Source organism: Orlajensenia leifsoniae (assembly GCF_004570845.1).
Taxonomy (GTDB): domain Bacteria; phylum Actinomycetota; class Actinomycetes; order Actinomycetales; family Microbacteriaceae; genus Orlajensenia; species Orlajensenia leifsoniae.
Window position 1 is genome coordinate 686,160 of record NZ_SPQZ01000002.1, and the last position, 12,073, is coordinate 698,232.

Annotated in this window: 14 protein-coding genes; 7 read left to right on the forward strand and 7 right to left on the reverse strand. The window is 68.9% G+C overall.

What is annotated here, in order from left to right; translation table 11 throughout:
• Nucleotides 1-9 precede the first annotated feature (9 nt).
• From E4M00_RS07280 to E4M00_RS07290, 3 genes are all read left to right on the forward strand, one after another.
• Entirely contained in the window at nucleotides 10-1,083 is a 1,074-nt protein-coding gene (locus E4M00_RS07280) for a mechanosensitive ion channel family protein (protein ID WP_135119782.1), read from the forward strand.
• A gap of 4 nt (nucleotides 1,084-1,087) precedes the next feature.
• A complete protein-coding gene (locus E4M00_RS07285) occupies nucleotides 1,088-1,546 on the forward strand; it encodes a globin (RefSeq protein WP_135119783.1) in 459 nt (152 codons plus the stop codon).
• Nucleotides 1,547-1,676: 130 nt separating this feature from the next.
• The gene (locus tag E4M00_RS07290; RefSeq protein ID WP_135119785.1) at nucleotides 1,677-3,326 is read left to right on the forward strand and encodes an FAD-binding dehydrogenase; all 1,650 of its coding nucleotides are present in this window, start codon (nucleotides 1,677-1,679) and stop codon (nucleotides 3,324-3,326) included.
• 59 nt (nucleotides 3,327-3,385) lie between these two features.
• On the opposite strand, the gene E4M00_RS07295 is transcribed toward E4M00_RS07290, so the two are convergent.
• Complete coding sequence (locus tag E4M00_RS07295) at nucleotides 3,386-4,057, reverse strand: DUF8185 domain-containing protein (protein ID WP_135119787.1); 672 nt, start codon at nucleotides 4,055-4,057, stop codon at nucleotides 3,386-3,388.
• Between the two features lie 82 nt (nucleotides 4,058-4,139).
• Between E4M00_RS07295 and E4M00_RS07300 the strand changes: the two genes are divergently transcribed.
• Nucleotides 4,140-5,012: an acyl-CoA thioesterase gene (locus E4M00_RS07300; RefSeq protein ID WP_056162375.1), complete on the forward strand. Its 873-nt coding sequence runs from the start codon at nucleotides 4,140-4,142 to the stop codon at nucleotides 5,010-5,012.
• Between the two features lie 40 nt (nucleotides 5,013-5,052).
• Here E4M00_RS07300 and E4M00_RS07305 read toward each other — a convergent pair whose 3' ends face one another.
• Both E4M00_RS07305 and E4M00_RS07310 read right to left on the reverse strand, forming a co-directional pair.
• Entirely contained in the window at nucleotides 5,053-5,799 is a 747-nt protein-coding gene (locus E4M00_RS07305) for a zf-HC2 domain-containing protein (RefSeq protein ID WP_135119789.1), read from the reverse strand.
• Nucleotides 5,796-6,305, reverse strand: a complete 510-nt coding sequence (locus E4M00_RS07310; RefSeq protein ID WP_135119790.1) for a sigma-70 family RNA polymerase sigma factor — start codon at nucleotides 6,303-6,305, stop codon at nucleotides 5,796-5,798. Before E4M00_RS07310 ends, E4M00_RS07305 begins: the two co-directional genes overlap by 4 nt.
• Nucleotides 6,306-6,483: 178 nt before the next feature.
• Between E4M00_RS07310 and E4M00_RS07315 the strand changes: the two genes are divergently transcribed.
• Both E4M00_RS07315 and E4M00_RS07320 read left to right on the forward strand, forming a co-directional pair.
• Nucleotides 6,484-6,975: a Rieske (2Fe-2S) protein gene (locus E4M00_RS07315; protein WP_135119792.1), complete on the forward strand. Its 492-nt coding sequence runs from the start codon at nucleotides 6,484-6,486 to the stop codon at nucleotides 6,973-6,975.
• Between the two features lie 15 nt (nucleotides 6,976-6,990).
• Nucleotides 6,991-7,500 (forward strand): DUF2231 domain-containing protein, encoded by a 510-nt coding sequence (locus tag E4M00_RS07320; RefSeq protein WP_135119794.1) that lies wholly within the window; start codon nucleotides 6,991-6,993, stop codon nucleotides 7,498-7,500.
• A gap of 53 nt (nucleotides 7,501-7,553) precedes the next feature.
• On the opposite strand, the gene E4M00_RS07325 is transcribed toward E4M00_RS07320, so the two are convergent.
• The 4 genes from E4M00_RS07325 to E4M00_RS07340 are packed head-to-tail and all read right to left on the reverse strand — an operon-like array spanning nucleotide 7,554 to nucleotide 10,830.
• A complete protein-coding gene (locus tag E4M00_RS07325; RefSeq protein WP_135119796.1) occupies nucleotides 7,554-8,051 on the reverse strand; it encodes an acyl-CoA thioesterase in 498 nt (165 codons plus the stop codon).
• Between the two features lie 16 nt (nucleotides 8,052-8,067).
• Nucleotides 8,068-9,750 carry an energy-dependent translational throttle protein EttA gene (gene ettA, locus E4M00_RS07330; protein ID WP_056162357.1) on the reverse strand — a complete coding sequence of 561 codons (1,683 nt, stop codon included), beginning with the start codon at nucleotides 9,748-9,750 and terminating at the stop codon, nucleotides 8,068-8,070.
• A gap of 5 nt (nucleotides 9,751-9,755) precedes the next feature.
• Nucleotides 9,756-10,241, reverse strand: a complete 486-nt coding sequence (locus E4M00_RS07335) for a DUF6993 domain-containing protein (protein ID WP_240036903.1) — start codon at nucleotides 10,239-10,241, stop codon at nucleotides 9,756-9,758.
• A 55-nt stretch (nucleotides 10,242-10,296) separates the two neighbouring features.
• Nucleotides 10,297-10,830, reverse strand: coding sequence for a single-stranded DNA-binding protein (locus E4M00_RS07340; protein WP_167756840.1), 534 nt, complete (start codon nucleotides 10,828-10,830; stop codon nucleotides 10,297-10,299).
• Between the two features lie 233 nt (nucleotides 10,831-11,063).
• Here E4M00_RS07340 and E4M00_RS07345 point away from each other — a divergent pair, with 233 nt between their 5' ends.
• Nucleotides 11,064-12,071, forward strand: a complete 1,008-nt coding sequence (locus E4M00_RS07345) for an aldo/keto reductase (RefSeq protein WP_135119800.1) — start codon at nucleotides 11,064-11,066, stop codon at nucleotides 12,069-12,071.
• Nucleotides 12,072-12,073: the final 2 nt, after the last annotated feature.

Here is a 12,073-nt window from a genome sequence, read left to right on the forward strand (position 1 = left end):
GGCGCATCTATGAGTTGGTGGACAGAGTTCTGGGACACATTCGACGCCGCCTTCTGGGCTGACTTCACAGCGAAGGTCATCTCCGTCGCCGTGATCGTGATCGTGGCGCTGCTGCTGCGCTGGGTGCTGCACTTCGTCATCGAGCGGGTGGTTCACCGCATCGTCACCGGCGCCAAGAAGGGCCAGGCGAGCGACGACACGCAGGCCATAGCGGCAGCCTCGCCGCTCGCCGCCGTGCGGATCGTGCAGCGCACCCGCACGCTCGGCTCGGTGCTCAGCAACGTGGTCAACGTGACGATCTTCATCGTCGCCGTGCTGATGATCGTGAGCACGATCAGCCCCGACATCCTCGGGTCGTTCGCGCTGCTCTCCGCCGCGATCGGCGCCGGCCTCGGTTTCGGCGCCCAGAACATCGTGAAGGACGCGCTCAACGGCATCTTCATGGTGATGGAGGACCAGCTCGGCGTCGGTGACGTCGTCGACACCGGGCCCGCCACGGGAATCGTGGAAGCCGTCGGCATCCGGATCACGCAGATCAGGGATGTGAACGGCACGCTGTGGTTCGTGCGCAACGGCGAGATCCTGCGCGTCGGCAACATGTCGCAGGGATGGGCCCGCGTGATCATCGACCTCGCGGTCCCTTACGAGGCCGACGTGGAAGCCGTCGAGAAGGCGATGCTCGACACGGCGCTCGACTTCGCAGCGACGCCGAAATGGCGCAGCCGAGTGCTCGAGAAGCCCGAGCTGTGGGGCATGGAGTCGATCTCGGCCGAGGCCGTCGTCATCAGGATCGTCGTCAAGGTGCGCACCTCCGCGAAGGACGATGTGTCGCGCGAACTGCGGATGCGCCTGAAGAAGGCCCTCGACGCCATGGGCGTGAAGCTCCCGTCTCTGAACAGCATCGTGCTGAGCGGCTTCGACGGCGCAGCCAGCGTCAAGGGTGCGAAGCCCCCGCGCACGAAGCCTCTCGAAACCATTCCGGTCAGCAAGAACACGGCACCCCGACTGCAGCGCCGGGTGCGTGCCCCGAAGAAGCCGCCTCAGGACCCGCCGACTCCCCCGAACGACAAGCCGGAGGCCTGACGCCATGACCGATCCCACCCAGCCTGCAGCGGCCGTTCAGCCGGCCGCCGTCCACCTCCGCGACGGCGAGAACGGCACGCCCGTCACGGAGACGCTCTACGAGCAGATCGGCGGCCACGCCACCTTCCAGAAGCTGGTGCACGAGTTCTACATCGGCGTCGCCGACGACCCGGTCCTGAAGCCGATGTACCCCGAGGAGGACCTCGGACCGGCCGAGGAGCGCCTCACCCTCTTCCTCGAGCAGTACTGGGGCGGACCCGGCACCTACAGCGCCCAGCGCGGCCACCCGCGACTGCGGCTTCGGCACCAGCCGTTCAAGGTGAACCCCGACGCCCGCGACCGCTGGCTCGCCCACATGCGACACGCCGTCGACACTCTGGCGCTGTCGCCACTCCACGACGCCACTCTGTGGGATTATCTCGAACGCGCGGCCTTCGCGATGGTCAACACCTTCGACGACTGAACTCGCACGCACCGCGGGCGGCGCCACGCCGTACCGCCCGCGGCATCCGTAGCACCACCGCGGCACCACCCAGCACCACCCTGCTTTACGCAGCACCACCCCACTGCATCACCCGTGACGAAGGAGCCACATGTCTGAAACCGCCGACGCCATCGTGGTCGGAGCCGGCCTCGCCGGTCTGACCGCAGCAGCCGAACTGGTGCTCGCCGGCAAGACGGTGATCCTGGTGGAGCAGGAGCCCGCTGCGTCGTTCGGCGGACAGGCCTGGTGGTCGTTCGGCGGCCTCTTCCTCATCGACTCGCCCGAACAGCGCCGCATGGGTGTGAAGGACTCTCGAGACCTCGCCGCGCAGGACTGGTTCGGATCGGCCGGGTTCGATCGCGAGGAGGACCAGTGGGGGCGTCGCTGGGCCGAGGCCTACCTCGACTTCGCCGCCGGCGAGAAGCGCGCCTGGCTGCATCAGATGGGCGTGCGCTGGTTCCCCGTCGTCGGCTGGGCCGAGCGCGGCGGCTACGGCGCCGTCGGTCCCGGCAACTCGGTGCCCCGCTTCCACATCACCTGGGGCACGGGTCCGGGTGTCGTGGCGCCGTTCGCCGACCGCGTGAAGGCCGGTGAGGCGGCCGGGCTCGTGCGCATCCGTCACCGCCATCGTGTCGACGGTCTCATCGTCGAGGACGGCGCGGTCGTGGGAGTGCACGGCGCCGTCCTGGCTCCGGATGCCGCAGACCGGGGAGCGCCGAGCAACCGCGACGTCGTCGGCGAGTTCAGGTTCGAGGCGCCGGCCGTCATCGTCGCCTCCGGCGGGATCGGCGGCAACCACGACCTCGTGCGCGCACAGTGGCCGAAGCGCCTCGGCGAGCCCCCGGCGACCATGCTCTCGGGCGTTCCCGCGCACGTGGACGGCCGGATGCTCGGCATCACCGAACAGGCCGGTGCCCGCCTCGTCAACGGCGATCGCATGTGGCACTACACCGAGGGCATCACGAATTATGCGCCCATCTGGGACAAGCACGGCATCCGCATCCTGCCGGGTCCGTCGTCGCTCTGGTTCGATGCCGAGGGCAAGCGCCTGCCCGGCCCGCTGTTCCCGGGCTTCGATACGCTCGGAACCCTGGAGCACATCGTGGCGACGGGCCACGACTACAGCTGGTTCGTGCTCACCCAGAAGATCATCGAGAAGGAGTTCGCGCTCTCGGGCAGCGAACAGAACCCCGACCTCACCGGGAAGGACCTCAAGCTGCTCGCGCAGCGCGTGAAGGCCGGAGCCCCGGGTCCCGTGGAGGCGTTCAAGGAGAAGGGCGTCGACTTCGTGGTCGCCGACACCCTGCCCGAGCTGTTCGTGGGCATGAAGAAGCTCTCGCCCGATGTCGAGCTCGACTTCGCCGGAATCGAGCGCGAGATCGTCGCGCGTGACCGCGAGATCGAGAACGAGTTCTCGAAGGATGCGCAGGTCAACGCGCTCCGGAGCGCCCGCAAGTACCGCGGCGACAAGCTCATCAGGGTGGCGAGCCCGCACCGCATCCTCGACCCTGCTGCCGGACCGCTCATCGCGGTGAAGCTGCACATCCTCACGCGCAAGAGCCTCGGCGGCATCCAGACGAACCTCGACGGGCAGGCTCTCGCGGCCGACGGAACACCGATCACCGGCCTGTACGCGGCCGGAGAGGCCAGCGGCTTCGGCGGAGGCGGGGTGCACGGCTACCGTGCACTCGAGGGAACCTTCCTCGGCGGATGCCTCTTCTCGGGCCGGCAGGCCGGACGCGCAGTAGCGCGGCTCTGACACCGGAACCGGCCGGATCGACACAACGTCACGGGAACAGGCGAATCCCGCCGCAGACCTCAGCCCTTGAGCGACCAGGCCTTGCGCCGGATGAGCACGTGGCCCCGCTTGGTGGTCAGGCGCGTCCACGGCCCCGTCTCGAAGACGTTCACCGGATCGTCGGCGTGCAGGAAGCCCAGGCTGAGCGCTGCGAAGGCGGCACCGGCCGGAACGTGCTCGAGGCCGTCGATCGGGCGCCCCCAGACCTCGGCGCGGGCTCGGGTCACGAGCTGCTCACCGGTGCCCGTCGGCACGGCGTCGGCGATCTCGGCGATGCCGGCGTGGGCGGCGAGTTCGAGGTGGACGGCATCCGTCGACCCCTGAGGGTGCCAGCCACCGCGCGGCGGCGAGATGCCCGCCCACGTGACACTGCCGACCTCGTGCGGCACGCCGATCTCCGCCGGGCCATCGCCGCCAGCACTCTCGACGCGCGCCAAGCGGTCCAGCAGCGACCGGCTCGGAACGACGGCGTCGAAGGAGCCCGTGTCGGCCAGGGCGAAGGTGCGCAGGCCGAGCACCGTCGGCGTCTCGTCGAGGAGGCCGCGCGGGTAGAGGATCGCCGTGTAGACGGCGAGCACGCCGGAGCCTGCGATCAGGCGCACGGAGCCGTCCTCCACGCGAGAGGCTCGGGACAGGTAGGTGGTGAGGTCGCCGACGCTCGGGCGGTCGGTGAGAAGGAATGACTGGCTCATCTGCCCTCTAAACTACCGGAGGGACGGGCCCCGACTCGCATCGGTGAGCCCCCACTCCGCGCGACACGAACACGAGGTGCACATGACGAACCCCATCGACGGCCTGCTCGACGTGCTCGATCTGGTCGACACCGGGGCACGCACCAGCGAGGACATCTTCACCGGCCCGAGCCAGTGGATGCCGCACGGCCGCGTCTTCGGCGGCCAGGTGCTCGCACAGTCCGTCGTGGCGGCCAGCCGAACCGTGCCCGACGACCGCGCCGTGCACTCGATGCACGGCTACTTCCTGCGGCCGGGCGACGTCAACCTGCCGATCACCTTCTCGGTCGATCGCATCCACGATGGCCGATCGTTTGCGACTCGACGAACGCAGGCCTACCAGAACGGGGTGCCGATCCTCTCGATGATCGCGTCGTTCCAGGACCCTGATGACGGCGTCGACCACCAGATCGAGATGCCCGGCGACATCCCCGCCCCCGAGTCCCTGCCGACGACGGCCGAGCTCATCGGGCACATCGATCACGACGTGGCCCGCTACTGGTCCACCGAGCGCGCCTTCGACGTGCGCCACGTCGAGTCGCCCATCTTCCTGTCCGTCGAGGGCGAGCGCGTGGCCCACCAGGCGGTGTGGATGAAAGCCGCCGGTCCCCTGCCCGACGACGACAGGCTGCACCGGGCCGCGCTCGCCTACGCGACCGACTACTCGATCCTCGAATCGCCGATGCGTCGACACGGGGTTCCGTGGGCCATGCGCGGACTCAGGGTGGCGAGCCTCGATCACGCGATGTGGTGGCACCGCTCGGGTCGCGTCGACGAATGGCTGCTCTACGTGCAGGACTCCCCCAGCGCATCGGGTGGCCGTGGCCTCGCGCGCGGAAGCATCTTCAGCGCCGACGGCGTGCTGCTCGCCAGCGTCGCCCAGGAGGGCATGATCCGCGTTCCCGACGCCCGCTGACGAGCTCGCTGACCCCTCGCCGACCTCTCGCTGAGCCGAGTCAGCGGTCGAGCTCGGCCTGCAGCAGCACGTCGTCGGAGTCCAGGGCGCGGATGTCGACCATGGTGATGCGGTCGATGGGCACATCGGTCGAGCCGTCGGCGCGCACATCGGTGCCCGGGGCGGCACTCCAGCTCGAGACCAGGCGGGAGTCTCCTGCGTCGTCGGTCACGTAGAGGCCGTAGCGGTCGGATGCCGCAGGAGCGCCGTCGGTGCGGCCACCGTCGCTGCCGCTGTCGCCGTATCGGTCGTTCCCGGCGCCGCTGCCGCCGTCCTTGTAGCGGCAGTGCGTCGAGAGGGCGGTTCCCCACGCCTCCCCCACCACCCTGACGTCGGCGCTCAGGGCGGTCTGGCCGGTGCTGTCGAGGTGCAGCGTCTCGGCCTGCGCCGCCGGAGGATTCTCGACCCCGCCGATCGAGAGCACCAGGGCGACGGTCACGGCCGCCACTCCGAGCGCTGCTGCCGCGACGATGCGGCCCCGGCGCCGGCGTCGGCGACGAGGACGCGGCTCAGGCCCGGGCACCGGCTCAGCCGCCTGCTGCACAGGCTGGTCGGCTGCCGCATCCGGGATCTCCACGATCGACACCCGTGACAGCAGCCCGGGCATGCCGGAGACCTCGGCGACAGCAGCGCTGCAGCGCGGACAGGTCGAGAGGTGGTCCTCGTAGTCGAGACGCTCGCGCGAACTCAGGGCCCCCAGCACGTAGGCGGCATCCCAGTCCGAGTAGGCGTCGATGGTCGCGCTCATCGTCCGGTCACCCCGCGTTCCTGCAGGGCGAGGCGCAGAGCGCGCAGGGCGTAGTGCAGCCGCGACTTGACGGTTCCGCTGGGTACGCCGAGCTCGTCGGCCGCCTCGGTTACCGATCGTCCTCCGTAGTAGACCGTCACGAGCACGGCACGGTGGTCGTGACTCAGCTCGCCGAGGGCATCGGCGATGAGCCAGCGATCGAGGGCGGCATCCGTCGAGTCGGCCTCCACCACCTCGGGAACATCGTGCACGGCGAACTCCTGCTGCGCTCGAGCGCTCCTCCTGTCGTCGATCACGAGATTGCGGGTCACCGTGAACAGCCAGGCACGTGCCGAGCCCTCGGACTGGTCGAGGATCTCCGGCCGCCGCCAGGCTCTCAGCATGACCTCCTGGACGATGTCGTCGGCCAGCGCCCTGTCACCGGTCAGTCTCACGACGTAGCGCCAGAGCGCCGGCGCGTGCTCGTCCTGGATGACGCGCAGAGCCTCGGCCCGGTCATCGCTCACGAGAGCACCTCCATCGTTAACACGAATGGCGCCTGCCTTCGGTTCAGTCGTACTCCCGCAAAGCCCGGTTGAACCTTTCCCGAGGCTGCGCCGTGTTCCCTGTAGAACCGTCTTCCCTCCAGAACTGCAAAGCTACTCCGGCTTCATCCAGCGTCAATCGAGAGGATCGCCCAGCATCATGACCGAGCAGAGGATCATCACCCGCCGAGCAGCACTCGTCATCAGCGGAGCCGGCGCGAGCGCCATCGCCCTAGCCGCGTGCACCCCGGGCACCGACACGGGCACAGCGCCTGCCGACTCCGCGACGACGGATGCCGCCTCCCAGGCACCATCGGCCTCATCATCCGCCGCCCCCGATGCCGGAGCCGCATCCGGAACCGAGGTCGCGAAGCTCGCCGACATCCCCGTCGGAGGGTCGATCGACGCGAAGCTCGGCGCCGACCCGATCGTGCTGGCGCAGCCGACCGCCGGTGAGGTGGTGGGCTTCAGTGCCATCTGCACCCACCAGCAGTGCGTCGTCGCCGCAGCTGCAACGGAGTTCGACTGCCCCTGTCATCAGTCCCGCTTCGACGCCGCCACCGGGGAGCCGTTCCCCGGGAGCAAGGCGCTCACGGGCCTCGCGAAGCTCACGATCACCGTCGACGGCGACACCGTGCTCGCGTCGGCGTGAGCAGCGGCATCCGACATGGACTACTCGTTCAACGGACTCCCCGTGCACATCCTCATCGTGCACGCCGTCGTCATCGTGGTGCCCGTCGCCGCGATCGTGGTGCTGCTGGCGACGGTGTGGCCACGGGCGAGGCGCTGGTTCGGACTCGTCACACCGATCCTCGGGGTGATCGCCGCGGCATTCGTCTACGTGGCGAAGGAGGCGGGCGAATGGCTGAAGGACCGCCTGCCCGACTCGCCGCTCATCCAGGAGCACGCCGATCTCGGCGACACTCTGCTGCCGTGGGCCATCGCGCTGGCCGTCCTGTCCATCGTCGTCTACGGCTGGTATCGCGTGGTCGACAAGCGAGCCGCTGACGAGGCCCCGTCAGCGTTGGTCCGACGCATCGTCGCGATCATCCTGGCCGTCGCGGCCGTCGTCGTCGTGCCTGCAGGCATCATCACGACCGTGATCATCGGCGAGTCCGGCTCCCGCGCGGTGTGGGAGGGTTCGTTCAGCGACACTCCGCTCGATCCCGCCCCGTGAGGCACGAGTGCGGAGCGAGCGCGCCGAAACGAAGGGAACGCCGGCCCGCAGGGCTATGAGCGCGACGGCGCCCGCTTCGTGAAGGCGACGGGCTCGTCGAGATACGGAGTCCAGGACGCCCGTTCATGGTCGTTGATGCGACGTGGGCGACCGGATGCGGCATCCACCAGCACGATCGTCGTCGCCGCCCGGGCGTAGAGCACCGCGGGCGCGACGCCGACGGGCGACCACACTTCGTAGCAGACCTCGAGGCTCGCTCCACCCATCCGCCCGATCCAGAGCTGAACGTCGAGTGGCAGCCGCTGGTAGGGCACCTGCGCGAGGTACTCGACCTCCTGGCGGGCGATGATCGTGAGGGTTGCGGCACCCGGACGACCGTCGAGCACGGCGGTCGAGGCGCCGACGGCCGTGTCGCCGTGGACGGCCTCGTCCGTCTCCCAGAACGCCTGGATGCGCGCCTCCTCGAGAAGGCGCAGCATCGAGGCGTTGTTGACGTGGGCGTAGGCGTCGAGGTCGCTCCAGCGCAGCCGGATCGGTACGTTGAGCCTCACGAGTCGAGCCGACCGCTCAGTCGCGGGTGAGCTTGCGATAGGTCGAGCTGTGCGGCTTCGCGGCGTCGGCCCCGAGGCGCTCGATCTTGTTCTGCTCGTACGACTCGAAGTTGCCCTCGAACCAGTACCAGTTGCCCGGGTCGTCCTCGGTTCCCTCGTAGGCGAGGATGTGCGTCGCGATGCGGTCGAGGAACCACCGGTCGTGAGTGATGACCACGGCGCAGCCGGGGAACTCGAGGAGGGCGTTCTCGAGGCTCGACAGGGTCTCGACATCGAGATCGTTGGTGGGCTCGTCGAGGAGCAGGAGGTTGCCGCCCTGCTTGAGCGTCAACGCCAGGTTGAGGCGGTTGCGCTCACCACCGGACAGGACACCGGCAGGCTTCTGCTGGTCGGGTCCCTTGAAGCCGAAGGTGCCGACGTAGGCGCGCGACGGCACTTCCATCTTGCCGACCTGGATGTAGTCGAGACCGTCGGAGACGACCTCGAACAGGGTCTTCTTCGGGTCGATGCCGCCACGGGTCTGGTCGACGTAGGAGATCGAGACGGTCTCGCCGACCTTGACCTCTCCGGCATCCGCGGGCTCGAGGCCGACGATGGTCTTGAACAGGGTGGTCTTTCCCACACCGTTCGGACCGATGATGCCGACGATGCCGTTGCGGGGAAGCGAGAAGCTGAGCCCGTCGATGAGGGTGCGGTCGCCGAAGCCCTTCTTCAGGTTCTTGACCTCGAGCACGATCGCGCCGAGACGCGGTCCCGGCGGAATCTGGATCTCCTCGAAGTCGAGCTTCTTCGTGCGCTCGGCCTCGGCTGCCATCTCCTCGTAGCGAGCGAGGCGGGCCTTCGACTTGGCCTGGCGGCCCTTGGCGTTGGAGCGCACCCAGTCGAGCTCCTCGGAGAGGCGCTTGGAGAGCTTCGCGTCCTTCTTGCCCTGGACGGCGAGACGCTCCTGCTTCTTCTCGAGGTAGGTCGAGTAGTTGCCCTCGTAGGGGTAGAGACGGCCGCGGTCGACTTCGGCGATCCACTCGGCCACGTGGTCCAGGAAGTACCTGTCGTGGGTCACGGCGAGCACGGCGCCGGGGTACTTGGAGAGGTGCTGCTCGAGCCAGAGCACGCTCTCGGCGTCGAGGTGGTTGGTGGGCTCGTCGAGGAGCAGCAGGTCGGGCTTCTGCAGCAGCAGCTTGCAGAGCGCGACGCGGCGCTTCTCACCACCGGAGAGGTGGCCGATCATCTCGTCGCCCGGCGGGCAGCGGAGCGCGTCCATGGCCTGCTCAAGCTGGGAGTCGAGGTCCCAGGCGTCGGCGTGGTCGATCTCCTCCTGCAGGGTGCCCATCTCGGCGAGCAGGGCATCGAAGTCGGCATCGGGCTCGGCCATCGCAAGGGAGATCTCGTTGAAGCGGTCGACCTTCGCCTTGATCGGGCCGACGCCCTCCTGCACGTTCTCGAGAACCGTCTTGGTCTCGTCGAGAACCGGCTCCTGCATCAGGATGCCGACGGAGTAGCCCGGCGTCAGTTTGGCCTCGCCGTTGGACGGCGTGTCGAGTCCGGCCATGATCTTGAGGATCGTGGACTTTCCGGCACCGTTCGGACCCACGACGCCGATCTTGGCGCCGGGGATGAACGCCATCGTGACGTCGTCGAGGATGAGCTTGTCGCCCACGGCCTTGCGGGCGCGGACCATCGAGTAAATGTAATCGGCCATAGCGCCTACCAGTCTATGGGGCGCGTCTCTCCCAGCAGACAGGCTCCCTGGCCCGACGGCGCGGCGACCTCGCTGTGGTAGCCACCGGATGCCGGTCCGTACTGTCCGATCAGGCATTCGCCGTTGAAGAGCACCGACCATTGGATGCTGTCGGCCTGGAGGTCGATCGCCGTTCGGTCCGGAGTGACCTGCATGGCGGCCTTGTCGAACCCGCCCGCGACGAGGGCGTCGACGAAGTCGCGTCCACCGGCGGCCGCATTCGCGGCGATCACCGCGTTGTTCACGAGATCGAAGTAGTCGAGGTTCTCGCCGGCCGAGAGTCCCGGCTGCAGCTCGGGGATCGCCGGCGCCGTGGGCGTCGGAGTGGGCGAGGCCGTGGGCATCGTGGTGGTCGGCGCGGGGATCGGAGCCGCGGGGGTGCAGGCACTGAGTGCGCCGACCACGGCGATGATGAGAGCCGCACTGGTCAGCAACCGATTGCGTCGACGCACGCTCCGCTCCTCCTCCGCCACCCCACGGAGGCACACTCCAGAGTCTAGGTCGCGGTCAGAACGGAGTGTCATCCGATCCGACGAGGGACGGGGTGTCGGAAGACGCCGAGAGCGGCACCGTCCACCCGCTGCGCGGGGCGGCCTCCGCGTCGCCGCCGTCGCCGGTTCCGGGAGGCGTCTGCTCGGACGGCTGCGGCTGCCGATCGGCCGCACTCTGCGACGCCGACTCGGTGCGCTGCGTCTTCGAGTAGCTGCTGGTCCCCCACGCGAGGTTGTGCCCGATGGCGTCGGCCTCGACGTCGACAGCCGTGCCCCGCCCCTTGTCGTTCTCCCACGTGCGCACCCGCAGCCTCCCGGAGACGATCACGTTGTCGCCGCGGCGAACCGACTGCTCCACATGCTCGCCGAGGGTGCGGAACGCCTCGACCGTGAACCAGCTGGGGTCGGCGTCGACCCACTCGTTCTTCTTCCTGTCGTAGTACCGCTCGCTCGCGGCGATGCGGAAGGTCACCTTGCGCGCGCCTCCGGGGAGGATCGTCGACGCAGGGTCCGTTCCGACGTTTCCGACGATGGTGATGGGGTTCGACATGGCTTCCTCCGTATGGTCTCCTGCCCCGACGCGCTCGCCCCGGGGACGCGGCCCGCTCCGGTCGCACCCGTGCCTGGAATGCGCCCGGACGGGCCGCGTTGAACACATGCTGGCGGCATCCGGAATCGTCACGAGGGCGGCATCCGCTGTCCGTTGGAAAGCGGATGCGAGCCGCGCGCTGGGGAGGAGCCGCGCGCAGCACGAGCGTCGCCGCCGAGCCCTAGGCTGACCTCATGCCTTATGTCGCCGCCCCCACCCGCTATGACGAGATGACCTACCGCCGCACCGGACGCAGCGGCCTGAAGCTCCCCGCGCTGTCGCTGGGACTCTGGCACAACTTCGGTGACGAGCGCTCGACCGACGTGCAGCGCGCGATCCTGCGCCGCGCCTTCGATCTGGGCATCACGCACTTCGACCTCGCGAACAACTACGGCCCTCCCTACGGTTCTGCGGAGACCAACTTCGGCCGCATCTTCGCCGAGGACTTCCGCGGCTACCGCGACGAGGTGATCGTCTCGAGCAAGGCCGGCTACGACATGTGGCCCGGCCCGTACGGCGACTTCGGATCGCGCAAGTACCTGCTGTCATCGCTCGACCAGTCGCTCGGGCGTCTGGGGCTCGACTACGTCGACATCTTCTACTCCCACCGCCCCGACCCCGAGACCCCCATCGAGGAGACCATGGGTGCGCTCGCGACCGCCGTGCAGCAGGGCAAGGCGCTCTACGTCGGCGTCTCGAACTACGACCCCGAGCAGACGAAGGCCGCTGCCGCCGCTCTCGCCGAGCACAAGATCCCGCTGACGATCCACCAGCCGCGGTATTCCATGTTCGACCGCCACATCGAGGACGGCCTGTTCCCCGTGCTCGACGAGCTGGGCACGGGCAGCATCGTGTTCTCGCCGCTCGCCCAGGGCCTGCTCACCGACCGCTACCTCGACGGCAAGGTCCCGTCGGACTCGCGCGCTGCCACCAGCCGCTTCCTTTCGGAGGACAGCATCGACTCCGACTACCTCGAGCGCCTGCAGGGCCTGAAGGCCGTTGCGGATGCCCGTGGTCAGTCGATCGCGCAGCTCGCCCTGTCGTGGGTCCTGCGGCACTCGACCGTCACGAGCGCCCTCGTGGGCGCGTCGAGCGTGGCTCAGCTCGAGCAGAACGTCGCAGCGCTCGAGGCGCCGGCGCTCTCCGCCGAGGAGATCGCTGCGATCGAGCCCTTCGCTGTGCACGGCACCGGCCAGCGCTAGAG

Excerpts from the sequence above, each read along its gene's own strand:
- E4M00_RS07280 (WP_135119782.1), top strand. The coding sequence starts at position 10 with ATGAGTTGGTGGACAGAGTTCTGGGACACATTCGACGCCGCCTTCTGG.
- E4M00_RS07300 (WP_056162375.1), top strand. The coding sequence starts at position 4,140 with ATGACGAACCCCATCGACGGCCTGCTCGACGTGCTCGATCTGGTCGAC.
- E4M00_RS07305 (WP_135119789.1), bottom strand. The coding sequence starts at position 5,799 with ATGAGCGCGACCATCGACGCCTACTCGGACTGGGATGCCGCCTACGTG.
- E4M00_RS07345 (WP_135119800.1), top strand. The coding sequence starts at position 11,064 with ATGCCTTATGTCGCCGCCCCCACCCGCTATGACGAGATGACCTACCGC.
- E4M00_RS07285 (WP_135119783.1), top strand. The coding sequence starts at position 1,088 with ATGACCGATCCCACCCAGCCTGCAGCGGCCGTTCAGCCGGCCGCCGTC.
- E4M00_RS07315 (WP_135119792.1), top strand. The coding sequence starts at position 6,484 with ATGACCGAGCAGAGGATCATCACCCGCCGAGCAGCACTCGTCATCAGC.
- ettA (WP_056162357.1), bottom strand. The coding sequence starts at position 9,750 with ATGGCCGATTACATTTACTCGATGGTCCGCGCCCGCAAGGCCGTGGGC.
- E4M00_RS07340 (WP_167756840.1), bottom strand. The coding sequence starts at position 10,830 with ATGTCGAACCCCATCACCATCGTCGGAAACGTCGGAACGGACCCTGCG.
- E4M00_RS07295 (WP_135119787.1), bottom strand. The coding sequence starts at position 4,057 with ATGAGCCAGTCATTCCTTCTCACCGACCGCCCGAGCGTCGGCGACCTC.
- E4M00_RS07320 (WP_135119794.1), top strand. The coding sequence starts at position 6,991 with ATGGACTACTCGTTCAACGGACTCCCCGTGCACATCCTCATCGTGCAC.
- E4M00_RS07290 (WP_135119785.1), top strand. The coding sequence starts at position 1,677 with ATGTCTGAAACCGCCGACGCCATCGTGGTCGGAGCCGGCCTCGCCGGT.